We start from the raw sequence: 14,178 nt of genomic DNA on the forward strand, positions 1-14,178 counted from the left end.
TATGAAATGGTATGGCAAACTATATATCGGTATATTAATTGCAGTGTTGTATATCCCTATACTGTTTTTAATGTTTTATTCATTTAATTCAGCAGGTAATATGATTCACTTTGAGCATTTTACATTAGCGCACTATTTATCCTTATTTAAAAATGACAGATTATTAGCAGTTATTTTTAATACGATTGCAGTGGCATTATTAGCGGCTGCAATTGCAACGGTAATTGGAACAATGGGGGCCATTGCTTTATATCATTTAAGAAATAAAAAATTAAAAATTTCGTTACTCACTTTAAATAATGTGCTCATGGTTTCTTCAGATGTTGTTATTGGTGCATCATTTTTGATTATGTTTACGGCAATAGGTCATTTTACAGGTTTAGGGCTTGGATTTATCACTGTATTAATTTCACATATTGCTTTTTGCATTCCAATTGTAGTGATTATTGTGTTACCCAAGTTATATGAAATGAATGTACATACTTTAGATGCTGCTAGAGATTTAGGTGCTAGTGAATTGCAAGTTTTAAATAAAGTGATGTTACCACATTTGTTTCCAGCGATACTTGGCGGTTTTTTTATGGCATTAACCTATTCTTTGGATGATTTTACAGTTAGTTTTTTCGTTACAGGCAATGGATTTAGTGTATTATCAGTAGAAGTTTATGCTATGGCAAGAAAAGGTATAAGTATGGAAATTAATGCGATATCGACAATACTTTTTATAACGATCATCATAGGCATTCTTGGTTATTATTTGATACTAAAATTTATCAAACGAAATAAAGTATTGAAGCAGGTGACACAATAATGAAACGATTTTTACAATTAATCGTGCTTTCAATTTTCGTTGGACTACTATGTTTATTGGTAAGCCAAAAACTCACTGAAAAAGAGCATTCTGCTTCAGGTGAAAAAATTTATGTGTATAATTGGGGAGAATATATTGATCCGAGTTTAGTAAAAAAATTTCAAAAAGAAACTGGCATTGAAGTTGTGTACGAAACATTCGATTCAAACGAAGCTATGGAAGCAAAAATACGTAATGGTGGTACAAATTATGATGTAGCTTTTCCAAGTGAATATACGATAGAAAAAATGAAAAAAGAAGGTTTGTTATTACCTTTAAATCATGAGAAAATACCAAATATGAAAAATTTAGATAAAGATTATATGAATATGTCATTTGATAGGGGTAATCATTATTCGGTGCCATATTTTTTTGGGACAGTAGGTATTTTATATAATAAAAATGTATATCCACAAGATAACTTTAATTCATGGGAAAGTTTATATAATCCCAAATATCAAAATGATATTTTATTAGTAGACGGTGCAAGAGAAGTTATGGGTTTAGGTTTAAACAAATTAGGCTACAGTTTAAATGATAAGCAATCAAAACATCTTGCAGAAGTTGAACAAGATTTAAAACAATTAAGCCCTAATATTAAAGGTGTTGTCGGTGATGAAATAACTATGATGCTTGAACAACACGAAGCTAATATTGCAGTTGTGTGGAGCGGTATAGCAGCGCCAATTTTACAAAATAATAGTGATTTTGATTACGTTGTACCAAAAGAAGGGTCAAACTTATGGTTTGATAATATGGTAATACCAAAGACAGCTCAAAATAAAGCAGGGGCACATAAGTTTATCAATTTTATGTTAGATGCACAGAATAGTAAACAAAATACGGAGTGGGTAGCTTATGCAACACCTAATAAGGCTGCAAGAGCACAATTACCAAAAGACATCAAAGATGATGAACGTTTTTATCCTTCAAAGCGTACACAAGCACGTTTAGAAGTCTATAAAGATTTAGGTAAAGATACACTAAGTGAATATAATGAACGCTTTTTAAATTTTAAAATGTCGCTAAATTAAAGCGTAGTATAGTAGTTATTTTATCGTTTATTCGATATAATAGTTTGATAAGTAGTATAAGGAGTTGTATAAAAAATGTCAGGAGAACAATATACTCAAGTTAGGCGTCCAGTGAGTCGACTAGCAGAAAAGGTATTGGGTTGGTTGAGCTGGATATTCTTACTATTACTAACAATCATCACAATGTTTATTGCATTAGTTTCTTTTAGTAGTGAAAGTTCTATTCAAGATTTAGAAACGTCGTTAAATGGTAATGATTTTATTCAGCAAATATTGGCAAATAATGGATTAAATACGATTCAATTTGTTATTTGGTTACAAAATGGTATATGGGCAGTTATTGTATATTTCATTGTTTGTTTATTAATATCATTTTTAGCGTTAATTTCAATGAATATTAGAATATTATCTGGGTTTTTATTTTTAATAGCTACCATCGTCACTTTACCTTTAGTTCTATTATTTGTACCACTCATTATACCGATTCTATTTTTAATAGTTGCAATTATGATGTTCGCACGTAAAGATAAAGTAGAAATGATACCAGCTTATTATTCAGGTGGTTATCAAGGTAGTTATAATGACTATGGTCAAGAAAGAGAATCAGAACCAAAATCTGAACCGAGGTCTGAGCCAAAATCTGAACCAAACCCACAATATAATGTACAACAAGATACTTCTGACTTAGAACAACCATCCAATCAAGAACAACAATTAAGAAGAGGTGGGTATAGTTCCGAAATTGCAGACAAAGTAAATTCGGATATTAATTCAAAAGAGGAAGAACCTCAAGTATTATCTCGACAGGCTAAATATAATTATAAATCAAGAAAACAGTCAAATGATATTGATGATAATCTTCAAAATGAACAAGAGGACGCAAACATAGATAGTGAAGAATCTGAAATAGAAGCTAGACAAAGACAAGAAGCATTTGAAAAAGAACAACAACTTCAGCAAGAAGCTTATGAAGAACAACAGCGAATCAAGCAAGAAAAGGCTGAGGAAGCTGCTAGATTGAAACAAGAAAAAGCTGAAGAAAAAGCTAGAATTAAGCAAGAAAAGAAAGCACGTAAACAGCGTGAAAAAGAAAGACGTAAACAACAACCAAGTGCTGTTAGTCAACGAAGAATGAACTTTGAAGAACGAAAGAAAATCACAGGTCAATCTGCTGAATCATCAGAGATTGATGAAGCAAAAAGTCAATCAAGTAAAACTAAACAAAATGAAGCAATAGATTCAGATAAAGAAAAATAATGGTTTTATTTGCGCTATGCTATACGCAAAATAAGAGGGTCAATCCTTAATATGGATTGACCCTCTTTATATTTACGATTTTGATCGTGCATGCTTGCCTGGGGATATGGTTCGAGCCTGTAGTCTCTCACTCATATCATTTCCCCGGGCGTCAGCACGATGCAAAATCCCTATAAGTGATATGATTTAATACAATAGAAACTTCTTCGTATTATTTAACTTATACAACTAAAGCAAGTCATATTTTTAATTAACCAAAAGATATAACTTAATATGAATACACATGATGGATGCGTCCATTTTATATAAAAAACTTACGATTTTGATCGTGCATGCTTACCTGGGGATATGGTTCGAGCCTGTAGTCTCTCACTCATATCATTTCCCCGGGCGTCAGCACATTTCAAAACCGCAATTTCGCAAAGAAATCGTCAGTTTTGTTTCTCTGTAAATATTTGAGTTGCAGTCGCATGTTTACATGAGTTCTTTAAATGTTTCTAATATTAAGTATACATTTAATATGCTTAAAATAATGATTAATAGCCATGAAATTGTATTAACCCAGGTTCTGTTTTTAAATTGACCCATTAAATAACGATTATTTGTTGCCAGTTGTAAAGGTATTAATGAGAACGGTAAAGCTAAACTTAAAAATACTTGTGAGAATACTAGCAATTGTTCAATTTTTGCTTCATCACTTTTGAAAATAATGATACAGAATATGATAGGTAAAATTGCAAGTAGACGAGTAACTAGTCTACGTAACCAGTTTGGAATTTTAAGATGCAAAAACCCTTCCATTACAATTTGACCAGCCATTGTACCAGTAATTGTAGAATTTTGGCCTGATGCTAATAGAGCAACTGCGAATAAGGTACTCATAATTTCACCCATAGAAGCTCCTAATACAGGCTGATTTTGTAAAGCGTGATATAAATCGTAGAAACCACCTAATTGATCAGTATTAACACCATAAAATAAGGCAGCACCTAAAACGAGTAATAAGCAATTAATGATAAATGCAATCGAAAGTTGAATATTAGAATCCATCGTAGCATATTTAATTGCATGTGCTTTTGATTTTAAACTATTTCTATCATACATTCTTGATTGAACAATTGAAGAATGTAGATATAAATTGTGTGGCATAATCGTAGCCCCAATAATTCCTAAAGCAATAAACAATGCGCTATTATTCGTTATTATTTCTTTGCTTGGTACAAAACCAGTTAACACTTCATTGACATGAGGTGAAGCAATAAACACCTCAAATATAAAGATCACAAGTACCGTGAAAATTAACGTACCTACAATCGCTTCAATTTTTCGGAATCCAAATCGCATGATAAAGAGTAATAAAAATACGTCCAATACCGTGATAAGTGCACCGACAAGTAGTGGAATGCCAAACAATAAATCTAATGCTATCGCACTCCCGATAACTTCTGCGATATCAGTTGCAATAATTGCTAATTCAGCAATAATCCAAAAAACAAAAGCTAATGGTTTGTTTAAGTAATATTTTGTAGCTTGTACTAAATCCATACCTGTCGCTATTCCTAATCTTACCGTCATACTTTGTAGTAACATTGCCGATAAGCTAGAGAGTAAAATTACGAATAGCAAAATGTATCCAAATTGTGCACCACCTTGCATTGAAGTAATCCAATTTCCTGGATCCATGTAACCAACTGCTACTAACAACCCTGGACCTAAATAAGATAATAACTTTTGACTAAATTTACCATTGCTATTAATAGAAACCGTGTTATTGATTTCTTCTAAACTTTTATTATGCATTTTTATATTATTAGCCAATAATGATACCTCCTATACTTCTAACTAACTTTTTATAGGTTACTCCAAAAAAATATTAGGTCAACCTAATAACGCGTAATTGCTTAGATAAAGTTTTACTGTTTTTAATTTTTTATTAGTAAATTAATATTTTGAAATATAGAAAATAACACTTTGTAATTTTGTAATTTTGTTAAATTTGCTATGATAGTGATAATGAAAGAATAGGAGGAAAAATGATGAATCGGAAAGCAGAAAAAATCCTTGCTTGGATTGCAAACGGTCTTAGTCTATTATTTTTAATACTCATGATTTTGGGACTAATTTTATTGAATTTTCCCGAATCCAAGGAAGCATTAAACCAAATATATGAACAGCAAGGTATGTCTATATCGGCAGATGCGCTTAAAGCTTCAATATTAATGCAAGGTGGATTTTTATTATTCGCGACGATTCTAGGGTTCTGTGGCGTATTTACAATTAAAGGAAACAGAATTTTAGCTGGTTGCCTATTAATTGCTGCAGCTTTAATTAGTCTTTTTACTGGTAATTTTATTGCGTTAATACTTTGGATTATTGCTGGAATTATGCTATTAGTGAAAAAAGACAAGGGTCAACCACAATATCATAATCAAATACAACAAAATGACATTAGTGAAGATGCCAAAGATATTGGTCAACGACAAAAAAGTGATATGAATCCAGAACAAGAATTAAAAAAGAAAAAAGATGAGGATCCTTATATTTATTAAGTTATGTGAAAAGGCTTAGTAATAAATGATCTATAAAAACTGAAAATATACGCTAACTGCTAACAAAGTAATAACTATGTTAGCAGATTAGTTGTTAGTACAATTTTTGATTTTATATACAATACAAATTCAGGAGTTTAAAACACCATCCTTTTTTTTGATTATATTAATAACAAGATAGATATCACAACATGCTAATGTATTATTTATAAACGTAAAACAGCGACAACTTCTATTTTAAATAGAAATTGTCGCTGTTTATAGTCTAAAATATTTATATCTTAGTTCAGACTGTCGACAAAGCCTCCGACTTTGTTGGCAGTTTTTTATGCACGCTTTCCGCGGGCACTGCCTTAGCCTGTAGTCTTCGGCTAGAGCTCTTCTCGCAAGAGTCGGCATAAATCACTGTCAATATTATAATATATGTAAATTAAGCAGTGGTGGTGTTTATTATGTTGAATAAATCTATTGATAAAAGAGATCAATATGAAATGATTTCTATCTCTGAATTAGCAGAAAACGACACACTTTATTTTCAAGAAGAATTAAATAATGAAATTAACGAGTAAAGACTAGTTAAAGGAAAAGAATCCTATTTGAAAAACTATAAAAACAGAAAATAGACAAACCCTTCGCATTAATAATTTGCGAAGGGTTTGTCTACGGTCTGTTCTTATATATTAATATCTTAGTTTATTTATAGAATTAAAAATAAAACTTTAGTTGTAAAATTTTAATAGCTGTTCGAAGGTTTCTTCTAAAAATTTTAAAAAGGTTTTATCTGTTTTTAATTCGTCTGCATTTGGAGCAAGGGTACGTGCAACAAATAATTCACCTTTTTTTACTTTTTTAACACGATCAATTGCACTTTGTATTTCGTCATCTGACATGTCTTTAATATATGTTTTTTCTTGAGACATGTGGTCCAAGCTTAAGCTATAATCGGATGGTAAATTTCTAAGCGTATGAAATTGTTCTTCAAAAACTTTCACACGCTGTGCTTTATCTTTTGCTTCATGCATAACACCGTACATGACAAATAATTGGTTTTCAAAAAGACCTATTTGAAAATGTGGTAACATTTTATAACCGCGATTGTTGGTTGCAAAAGCGACCCATGTATCTTTAGGTGGATTTACACTTCGTCTTGCATGTTTAGCAACGTGTGGATAAAAAACTTCTCCAGTTGTTGCCTCTAAATATTGAGAAAAATATTCTCCTAGTTCATGCAATTGTGGTCGAACATGTTTATTCAAAGCTTCCATTCTATTATCTAAACCATCAACAGTAAATGCTTTGAAATCGTTTGTTTTAAATGTATATTTAGCCATTTTAACCTCCTAGTGTGCATCTATTCGTTTATATTTTAGCATAATATAACACTATAAACATTGACTTTGTTTTTTTATTTGAACAATCGTACATTGTACAGAAACGTGTATAAATCTATGAATTAGGGTAAAAACATAGTATTATTAACTAATATGATATTACATACAATTGACTATTTTAAATATATAGTTCTATATCTTATTAAATATTAATGAAAAGTGAGTCGTGAAAAGGAGAGGGATACAATGACTGTTTATGAGTTTGCAAAAGGCCTTATTTTAGAAGCGGGCATCAATGTAAAAAAAATCATGAAACAAGGTATAGAAATAGAAACTAAGTCAAATCCCAATGATTTAGTGACAAATGTTGATAAAGCGACAGAAAAATATATTTTTGACAATATCAAGCAGACTTATCCAGAGCATTTAGTAATTGGTGAAGAAGGGCATGGACATGACCTTAAAGACGAATCAGGTATTGTATGGGTTATTGATCCAATTGATGGGACATTGAATTTTGTACACCAAAAAGAAAACTTTGCAATTTCTATTGGTATATTTAACGATGGCAAACCATATGCAGGATTTGTATACGATGTAATAAACGATAAACTTTACCATGCAAAAGCTGGTGAAGGTGCATTTGAAAATGGTAACTTACTACCTGCAATTCAATCGAGCCCTTTAAGTACAAGCATAATTGGTATCAATCCTAATTGGCTTACAAAACCAAGATTGGGTGAAGTGTTCAAACCAATTGTGGATGAAGCTAGAAGCGCGAGAGCTTATGGTTCAGCCGCGTTAGAAATTATTCATGTTGCTACTGGCAAATTAGGAGGCTACATTACACCAAGATTACAACCTTGGGATTTTGCTGGTGGTTTAATCATCCTGCAAGAAGTAGGTGGCATTGGTACAGATTTAATGGGTAACATCTTGTCTATATATGAACCAAGTTCCATAGTAATGGCTAATCCACAATTACATGCGGAATTATTAGAATTTCATTTTCAAAAGAATAATGAAATCATCGAAACATTACAAAAACGTTTAAAACATTAAGATAACTACTTTAATTCATACTATTATGCAAAATTTATATACTTAAATAAAAGATATATGACAAAAGCAATGAATAAGATAATAAGTAGAGAACCGAATATAAACTTTAAATCATTTTAAAAATTTAAATCGATATATATATAAAAGGACAGAAAATACATTTTCAAAATGATTTTCTGTCCCTATTTATTTTAACAATTATAGCCAGTTATTTTCACGATATTTCTTTTTTAAAGTGAAACCGTACCCAAATGTTGCAATGAATAGTATAAATGTTAAAATCATCATTGGAACATTTGTAGCAGCGATACTAAAGCTAAATAAAAGCAATAATATAACAGCTATGATAGCGAGTACCCAGAATATTGATTTAGATTTTTTTTGTTGCATCCCAACCACACCTTTATAGTTTTCTTTAACCAATTATATGATATAATAAAAAAGTTGCAAAGAAAAGTGGGAATTTACTCGAGAAAGGAAATTGTATAAAATGACTAAAATAAGAGAAGATGTTCGTAATATCGCAATCATCGCTCACGTTGACCATGGTAAAACTACATTAGTAGATGAATTATTAAAACAATCAGGAATATTCCGTGAAAATGAGCATGTAGATGAAAGAGCAATGGATTCTAACGACATAGAAAGAGAACGAGGCATAACAATTCTTGCTAAAAATACAGCAATTAATTATAAAGATAACAGAATCAATATTTTAGATACGCCAGGACACGCCGATTTCGGTGGAGAAGTTGAACGTATTATGAAAATGGTTGATGGTGTAATCTTAGTTGTAGATGCTTATGAAGGTACAATGCCACAAACACGTTTCGTCTTGAAAAAAGCACTTGAACAAAATTTAAAACCTGTAGTAGTTGTAAATAAAATTGATAAACCTGAAGCTAGACCAGAAGGTGTAGTAGATGAAGTATTAGACTTATTTATTGAATTAGAAGCTAACGATGAGCAATTGGATTTCCCCGTTGTTTATGCATCAGCTGTTAATGGTACTGCAAGTCTAGATTCTGAAAAACAAGATGAAAACATGCAATCACTATACGAGACGATTATTGATTATGTCCCAGCTCCAATTGATAATAGAGATGAGCCGTTACAATTCCAAATAGCATTATTGGATTATAACGATTACGTTGGACGTATTGGTGTAGGACGTGTGTTTAGAGGAACGATGCGTGTTGGTGATAGTGTATCTTTATTAAAATTAGATGGCTCAGTTAAGAATTTCAGAGTAACTAAAATTTTCGGTTATTTCGGATTAAAACGTGAAGAAATTGAAGAAGCTTATGCTGGTGATTTAATTGCCGTTTCAGGTATGGAGGATATTAACGTAGGTGAAACTGTAACACCTAATGATCATCAAGAGCCTTTACCAGTTCTAAGAATTGATGAACCTACATTGGAAATGACATTTAGAGTGAATAATTCACCGTTTGCTGGACGTGAAGGTGACTTCGTAACATCTCGTCAAATTCAAGAACGTTTAGATGAACAACTAGAAACAGATGTATCATTAAAAGTAACTCAAACAGAATCGCCAGATAAATGGATAGTTGCAGGACGTGGTGAACTACATTTATCTATTTTAATTGAAAATATGAGACGTGAAGGTTATGAATTACAAGTTTCGAAACCACAAGTTATCTTAAGAGAAATTGATGGCGTTAAATGTGAACCATTTGAACGTGTGCAATGTGAAGTGCCTCAAGAATATACAGGTGCTGTCATAGAGTCATTAGGTCAACGTAAAGGTGAAATGTTAGATATGGTGACAACGGATAATGGTTTAACTCGTCTTATCTTCATGGTTCCAGCACGTGGTTTAATCGGTTATACTACTGAGTTTATGTCACAAACACGTGGCTATGGTATTATTAATCATACTTTTGAAGAATTCAAACCTCGTGTTAAAGGCCGTATAGGTGGTAGAAGAAATGGTGCGCTTGTTTCTATGGATAAAGGTCAAGCAAGTTCATATGCGATTATGGGACTAGAAGATCGTGGTACAAACTTTATGGACCCAGGAACTGAAGTTTATGAAGGTATGATTGTTGGTGAACACAATCGTGAAAATGACTTAACAGTAAATATTACGAAAGAAAAACACCAAACTAACGTACGTTCAGCTACAAAAGACCAAACAGTTACAATGAAACGACCAAGAAAATTAACTTTAGAAGAAGCATTACAATTTATCAATGATGATGAATTAGTAGAGGTGACACCTGAAACGATTCGTATTAGAAAGACAATTTTAGAAAAAGCAGCACGTGAGAAAGAATCGAAACGAATCAAACAATTAATGCAAGAAGAAGAATAATTAGTAAATCATTAAAATAATCGAGAGATAAATATCGTTGATTCACATGACAACGTCAATTTCTATTGAAATAAAATAGAGATTGACGTTGTCTTTTTTTATAACATTATATTGTTTAGTAAATATACAATGATTTTTATTTAGTAATAAAGTCAGTTCAAATTTCAATCTCCTAATTTGAAAGATTTAGTATGAGGTGTGTTGCATTAGAATATAACTATTATGTGTATTACACTGAGGTAATTTGATTGAATTGCATTTAATTAAAGTGTAAGTAAATAATTTAATTGTGTGGTGAATGATTGGAAAAATTTCAATGAAATTTAAAATAATTTTCATTGATAAATGTTAGCGTGTATATTTGCGTTTATATGTTAAGTCTTGTTTCACATCAAGAAAGTTGTTGATATAAAAAACATGAAAGTTTCAAATTAATAGAAACTTTCATGGAGTAATTTTTAGAATTAAACGTTCAGTTTAATGTGGTAATATTAACAATTATTGATAATCGTCACATACCTTCTTCAACGATTACTAATATTACGATGACATGTTTTAGTTTTTCGGTTAAAAATAACATTAAGATTGTAAAAATATGCTATCGATGGTCGAAAGTGGTTTCTCGTTTTCGTTGTTTTGGTGTATCTAGACGACTTTTACATTCGTCGCACATAAAAGTGTGCATTGGATCATTTCTTAATCTTTTAGCTTCTAATGTATTTTGATCAATGAAAACTTCAGTATCACAGATAATACATTGAACTTTTATCATTTAAATCACCTCGATATGAGTAACATACTTGAACTCATATGAATAACCTTGTTTTGGTATATAGACAAAACTATCAACGAAGTTATCGTCATACAATCTTTTGCCATCACGAGCAAATTGGAAGAAAAGATATGGTAGTAGGTCTATTGGTACTTCTATAGAATCTTTATCATTAAACAAACGTATTGCCTTCGCATGATCATATGGTTCAGCATTTTTGAAAAATGGTGACATATTAATTACAAATGAATCTTTTAAAACTGCTCTTTTTCGATATTTAATTTCTGAATTTAGTGTTGGAGGATTTGTTTGTCCTTCTAAAATTGCACGATTCCATTCGCGGTTATCACTGAAATTGATTGGTTTGGTGCCATCAAATACACCATTCTCTAAATCTTCTAATTTAACTTTTCTATCATCAAATATCCAAGTAGTGCTATCTAAAGTAATTGGATATTTAACTTCGCCCTTAATTTGAATCATAATCCCACTCCTAATATATTTTAAAAATTTTAAATAAAACGATTCGACAACAAGTTAAGTCGTTATGATAATTGACATTTTTGTGAATTTGAACATAATTAAATAATTTGTATCATTGAAGATGCATCATAAAATTAAAAATGCCTAATTGTTTGAATGCTCATATCACAATGATTTGTGCAGTTCGTTTTATTAATTGTATATGTAACTAAAACAAATATATCACTAATTCCAATATTATCATAAATAACTAGCCTTAGTATATTACTGAATTCACTTGCTTTTTCCGTATCAGTGAGATAAACTTTTACATATAAAGTTACAATTGATAGGGGGAGTATGTCATGGTAAAGGGCCAAAAATTAAATAGTGCGGCATATGACCAATTAAATAAAGATGCAGACAGGATTCTTCAATTGATTAAAGTTCAAATGAATAATCTTACATTACCTCAATGCCCATTGTATGAAGAAGTTCTTGATACACAAATGTTTGGTTTACAAAAAGAAGTTGATTTTGCTGTTGAACTAGGCTTAGTGGATAGAGAATCGGGCAAAGATTTAATGCTTCGTTTAGAAAAAGAATTGTCTAAATTACACGAAGCATTTACAAACGTTTAATTGGATTCGCTAATTTTGAAAAGTATAAATTTATTTTTACTAAATAAAATGATATAAAACGAATTAACGTAGTTAAAAACTACATAAGATATTTGAAGTGGCTAAGATGTCAATATTATATTGATTATTTCGTAGCCACTTTTTTTGTTGGATAATAAATGATGTTACGGTTTGATAATGATTGAACAACAAATTTTATTTGTTCGAAAAATGAATACATTTTTTGATATACTATTAAAGGTACAATGAATTTTTAAAAACAATTTCAGTATTTGAAATAGTGAAAGTGATTGAAACTATTATAAAAAAATGATTAATATGTAAAGAATATATAAAATAGAATTGGATGATATGTCGAATGAATAACATAAAGAAATTTTTTCAGTATATTAGCAAGAATGCTAAATATATTGACTATCCGTTAGTAATTACATATTTGTTGTTATGTCTCATTGGCTTAGTCATGGTATATAGTGCAAGTATGGTTGCAGCCACTAAAGGTTCTTTAACAGGTGGCGTACCTGTAACAGGAACATATTTTTATACTAGGCAATTAATGTACGTAATTATGAGTATCATTCTTGTTTTTTTTATGGCATTCGTGATGAATGTGAAGTTACTAGAAACGATTAAGTTTCAAAAATGGATGATGCTTGGCATTATCTTATTGTTAGTAGCAACCCTATTAGTAGGAAGTAATATTAATGGCTCAAAAAGTTGGATTAATTTAGGTTTTATGAATTTACAAGCATCAGAATTATTGAAAATTGCCTTGATATTATATATTCCATATATGATTGAAAAGAAAAGGCCAAAAGTTTTTAAAAATCCTAAACTCATGACTTCTCCAATTATTTTATCTGCTATTTGTATCGGCCTTGTATTTTTACAACGCGATGTTGGTCAAACATTATTAATTTTAATAATTTTTTTCTCAATCTTATTTTATGCAGGAATTGGAGTCCAAAAATCGCTAAAATATGGATTAATGATACTCACAGGTATTGTACTTATCGGTGGTTTATTTTTACTGATAGGACTTGTGCCAGATTATTTAACTGCTAGATTTAGTACGCTAACAGATCCATTCAGCAATGAAGGTGGCACAGGGTACCATATTTCTAATTCATTAATTGCAATTGGTAATGGCGGTTTGTTAGGTCGTGGTTTGGGAAACAGTATTATGAAGTTAGGCTACTTGCCTGAACCACATACTGACTTTATTTTTTCCATTATTTGTGAGGAACTTGGACTTGTTGGAGGACTAGTTGTCATTTGCTTATTATTCTTTATTGTATATAGAGCATTTGAACTTGCGAGTAAGACGACTTCATACTTTTATAAATTAGTTTGTGTAGGTGTTGCTAGCTATATAGGTAGTCAAACATTTGTCAATTTAGGTGGTATTTCAGGTACGATTCCTTTAACTGGTGTTCCATTACCATTTATTAGCTTTGGTGGGTCGTCAATGATTAGTCTAAGTATTGCAATGGGGCTATTATTAATCACTGCTAAACAAATTAAAGTCGATGAATCCAAAAAAAGACAACAGCGTAAACATACGCACCATTTTAGCGTTCCCAAAAATGGTTAATACGCGCATAATAAGCAAACGATTCAACATATTGATGTTGAAAACGTTTGCTTATTTTTTTAACGATATTATTTACTTTTGAAAAACTTAGCAATTATAGTGGTTTTAATAAGTTAAAGTTATTATTAATGATAACTTTATATTATGTTATTTTTATGATATAATCTCTTTTAAATACGATAGGTATCAATTTTTAAGTGCTCATTGCTGTAAAAAAGATAGTGTTATGGTAAAAATATTAGCACTAGTCATATTGTAATTTTAAATAATGTGAAAACTATTTTACTG

Annotated in this window: 13 protein-coding genes; 8 read left to right on the top strand and 5 right to left on the bottom strand. The window is 30.8% G+C overall.

The window, feature by feature from the left end; genetic code table 11:
* The first annotated feature begins 1 nt into the window (after nucleotide 1).
* The 3 genes from CD032_RS11390 (at nucleotide 2) to auxB (ending at nucleotide 3,141) form a co-directional block, all read left to right on the top strand.
* Complete coding sequence (locus CD032_RS11390) at nucleotides 2–811, top strand: ABC transporter permease (protein ID WP_019467840.1); 810 nt, start codon at nucleotides 2–4, stop codon at nucleotides 809–811.
* The gene (locus CD032_RS11395) at nucleotides 811–1,884 is read left to right on the top strand and encodes an ABC transporter substrate-binding protein (RefSeq protein WP_040030525.1); all 1,074 of its coding nucleotides are present in this window, start codon (nucleotides 811–813) and stop codon (nucleotides 1,882–1,884) included. The genes CD032_RS11390 and CD032_RS11395 overlap by 1 nt, the downstream gene beginning before the upstream one ends.
* Nucleotides 1,885–1,959: 75 nt before the next feature.
* Entirely contained in the window at nucleotides 1,960–3,141 is a 1,182-nt protein-coding gene (gene auxB, locus CD032_RS11400; RefSeq protein ID WP_103211502.1) for a lipoteichoic acid stability factor AuxB, read from the top strand.
* A gap of 474 nt (nucleotides 3,142–3,615) precedes the next feature.
* Here the strand turns inward: auxB and CD032_RS11405 are convergent, their stop codons facing one another.
* The gene (locus CD032_RS11405) at nucleotides 3,616–4,941 is read right to left on the bottom strand and encodes an Nramp family divalent metal transporter (RefSeq protein ID WP_103211514.1); all 1,326 of its coding nucleotides are present in this window, start codon (nucleotides 4,939–4,941) and stop codon (nucleotides 3,616–3,618) included.
* Between the two features lie 236 nt (nucleotides 4,942–5,177).
* Between CD032_RS11405 and CD032_RS11410 the strand changes: the two genes are divergently transcribed.
* Nucleotides 5,178–5,690: a DUF4064 domain-containing protein gene (locus tag CD032_RS11410; protein ID WP_019469258.1), complete on the top strand. Its 513-nt coding sequence runs from the start codon at nucleotides 5,178–5,180 to the stop codon at nucleotides 5,688–5,690.
* Nucleotides 5,691–6,409: 719 nt separating this feature from the next.
* Here the strand turns inward: CD032_RS11410 and CD032_RS11415 are convergent.
* Nucleotides 6,410–7,021 (bottom strand): YktB family protein, encoded by a 612-nt coding sequence (locus tag CD032_RS11415; protein WP_019469260.1) that lies wholly within the window; start codon nucleotides 7,019–7,021, stop codon nucleotides 6,410–6,412.
* Between the two features lie 246 nt (nucleotides 7,022–7,267).
* On the opposite strand from CD032_RS11415, the gene CD032_RS11420 reads away from it, so the two are divergent.
* Nucleotides 7,268–8,083: an inositol monophosphatase family protein gene (locus CD032_RS11420; RefSeq protein WP_040030527.1), complete on the top strand. Its 816-nt coding sequence runs from the start codon at nucleotides 7,268–7,270 to the stop codon at nucleotides 8,081–8,083.
* A gap of 198 nt (nucleotides 8,084–8,281) precedes the next feature.
* On the opposite strand, the gene CD032_RS11425 is transcribed toward CD032_RS11420, so the two are convergent.
* Nucleotides 8,282–8,473, bottom strand: a complete 192-nt coding sequence (locus tag CD032_RS11425) for a DUF5325 family protein (protein WP_019469262.1) — start codon at nucleotides 8,471–8,473, stop codon at nucleotides 8,282–8,284.
* A 100-nt stretch (nucleotides 8,474–8,573) separates the two neighbouring features.
* Here CD032_RS11425 and typA point away from each other — a divergent pair, with 100 nt between their 5' ends.
* Nucleotides 8,574–10,421: a translational GTPase TypA gene (typA, locus tag CD032_RS11430; protein ID WP_103211503.1), complete on the top strand. Its 1,848-nt coding sequence runs from the start codon at nucleotides 8,574–8,576 to the stop codon at nucleotides 10,419–10,421.
* A gap of 598 nt (nucleotides 10,422–11,019) precedes the next feature.
* Here the strand turns inward: typA and CD032_RS11435 are convergent.
* Nucleotides 11,020–11,193, bottom strand: a complete 174-nt coding sequence (locus CD032_RS11435) for a DUF2197 domain-containing protein (RefSeq protein WP_019469264.1) — start codon at nucleotides 11,191–11,193, stop codon at nucleotides 11,020–11,022.
* Complete coding sequence (locus CD032_RS11440; RefSeq protein WP_103211504.1) at nucleotides 11,194–11,676, bottom strand: hypothetical protein; 483 nt, start codon at nucleotides 11,674–11,676, stop codon at nucleotides 11,194–11,196.
* 344 nt (nucleotides 11,677–12,020) lie between these two features.
* Between CD032_RS11440 and CD032_RS11445 the strand changes: the two genes are divergently transcribed.
* Both CD032_RS11445 and ftsW read left to right on the top strand, forming a co-directional pair.
* Nucleotides 12,021–12,296, top strand: a complete 276-nt coding sequence (locus CD032_RS11445; RefSeq protein ID WP_064264221.1) for an Fpa/YlaN family protein — start codon at nucleotides 12,021–12,023, stop codon at nucleotides 12,294–12,296.
* Nucleotides 12,297–12,654: 358 nt separating this feature from the next.
* Nucleotides 12,655–13,890 (top strand): cell division peptidoglycan polymerase FtsW, encoded by a 1,236-nt coding sequence (gene ftsW / locus CD032_RS11450; RefSeq protein WP_071562379.1) that lies wholly within the window; start codon nucleotides 12,655–12,657, stop codon nucleotides 13,888–13,890.
* The last annotated feature ends 288 nt before the right edge of the window (nucleotides 13,891–14,178 follow it).

Source organism: Staphylococcus cohnii subsp. cohnii (assembly GCF_002902365.1).
GTDB lineage: Bacteria > Bacillota > Bacilli > Staphylococcales > Staphylococcaceae > Staphylococcus > Staphylococcus cohnii.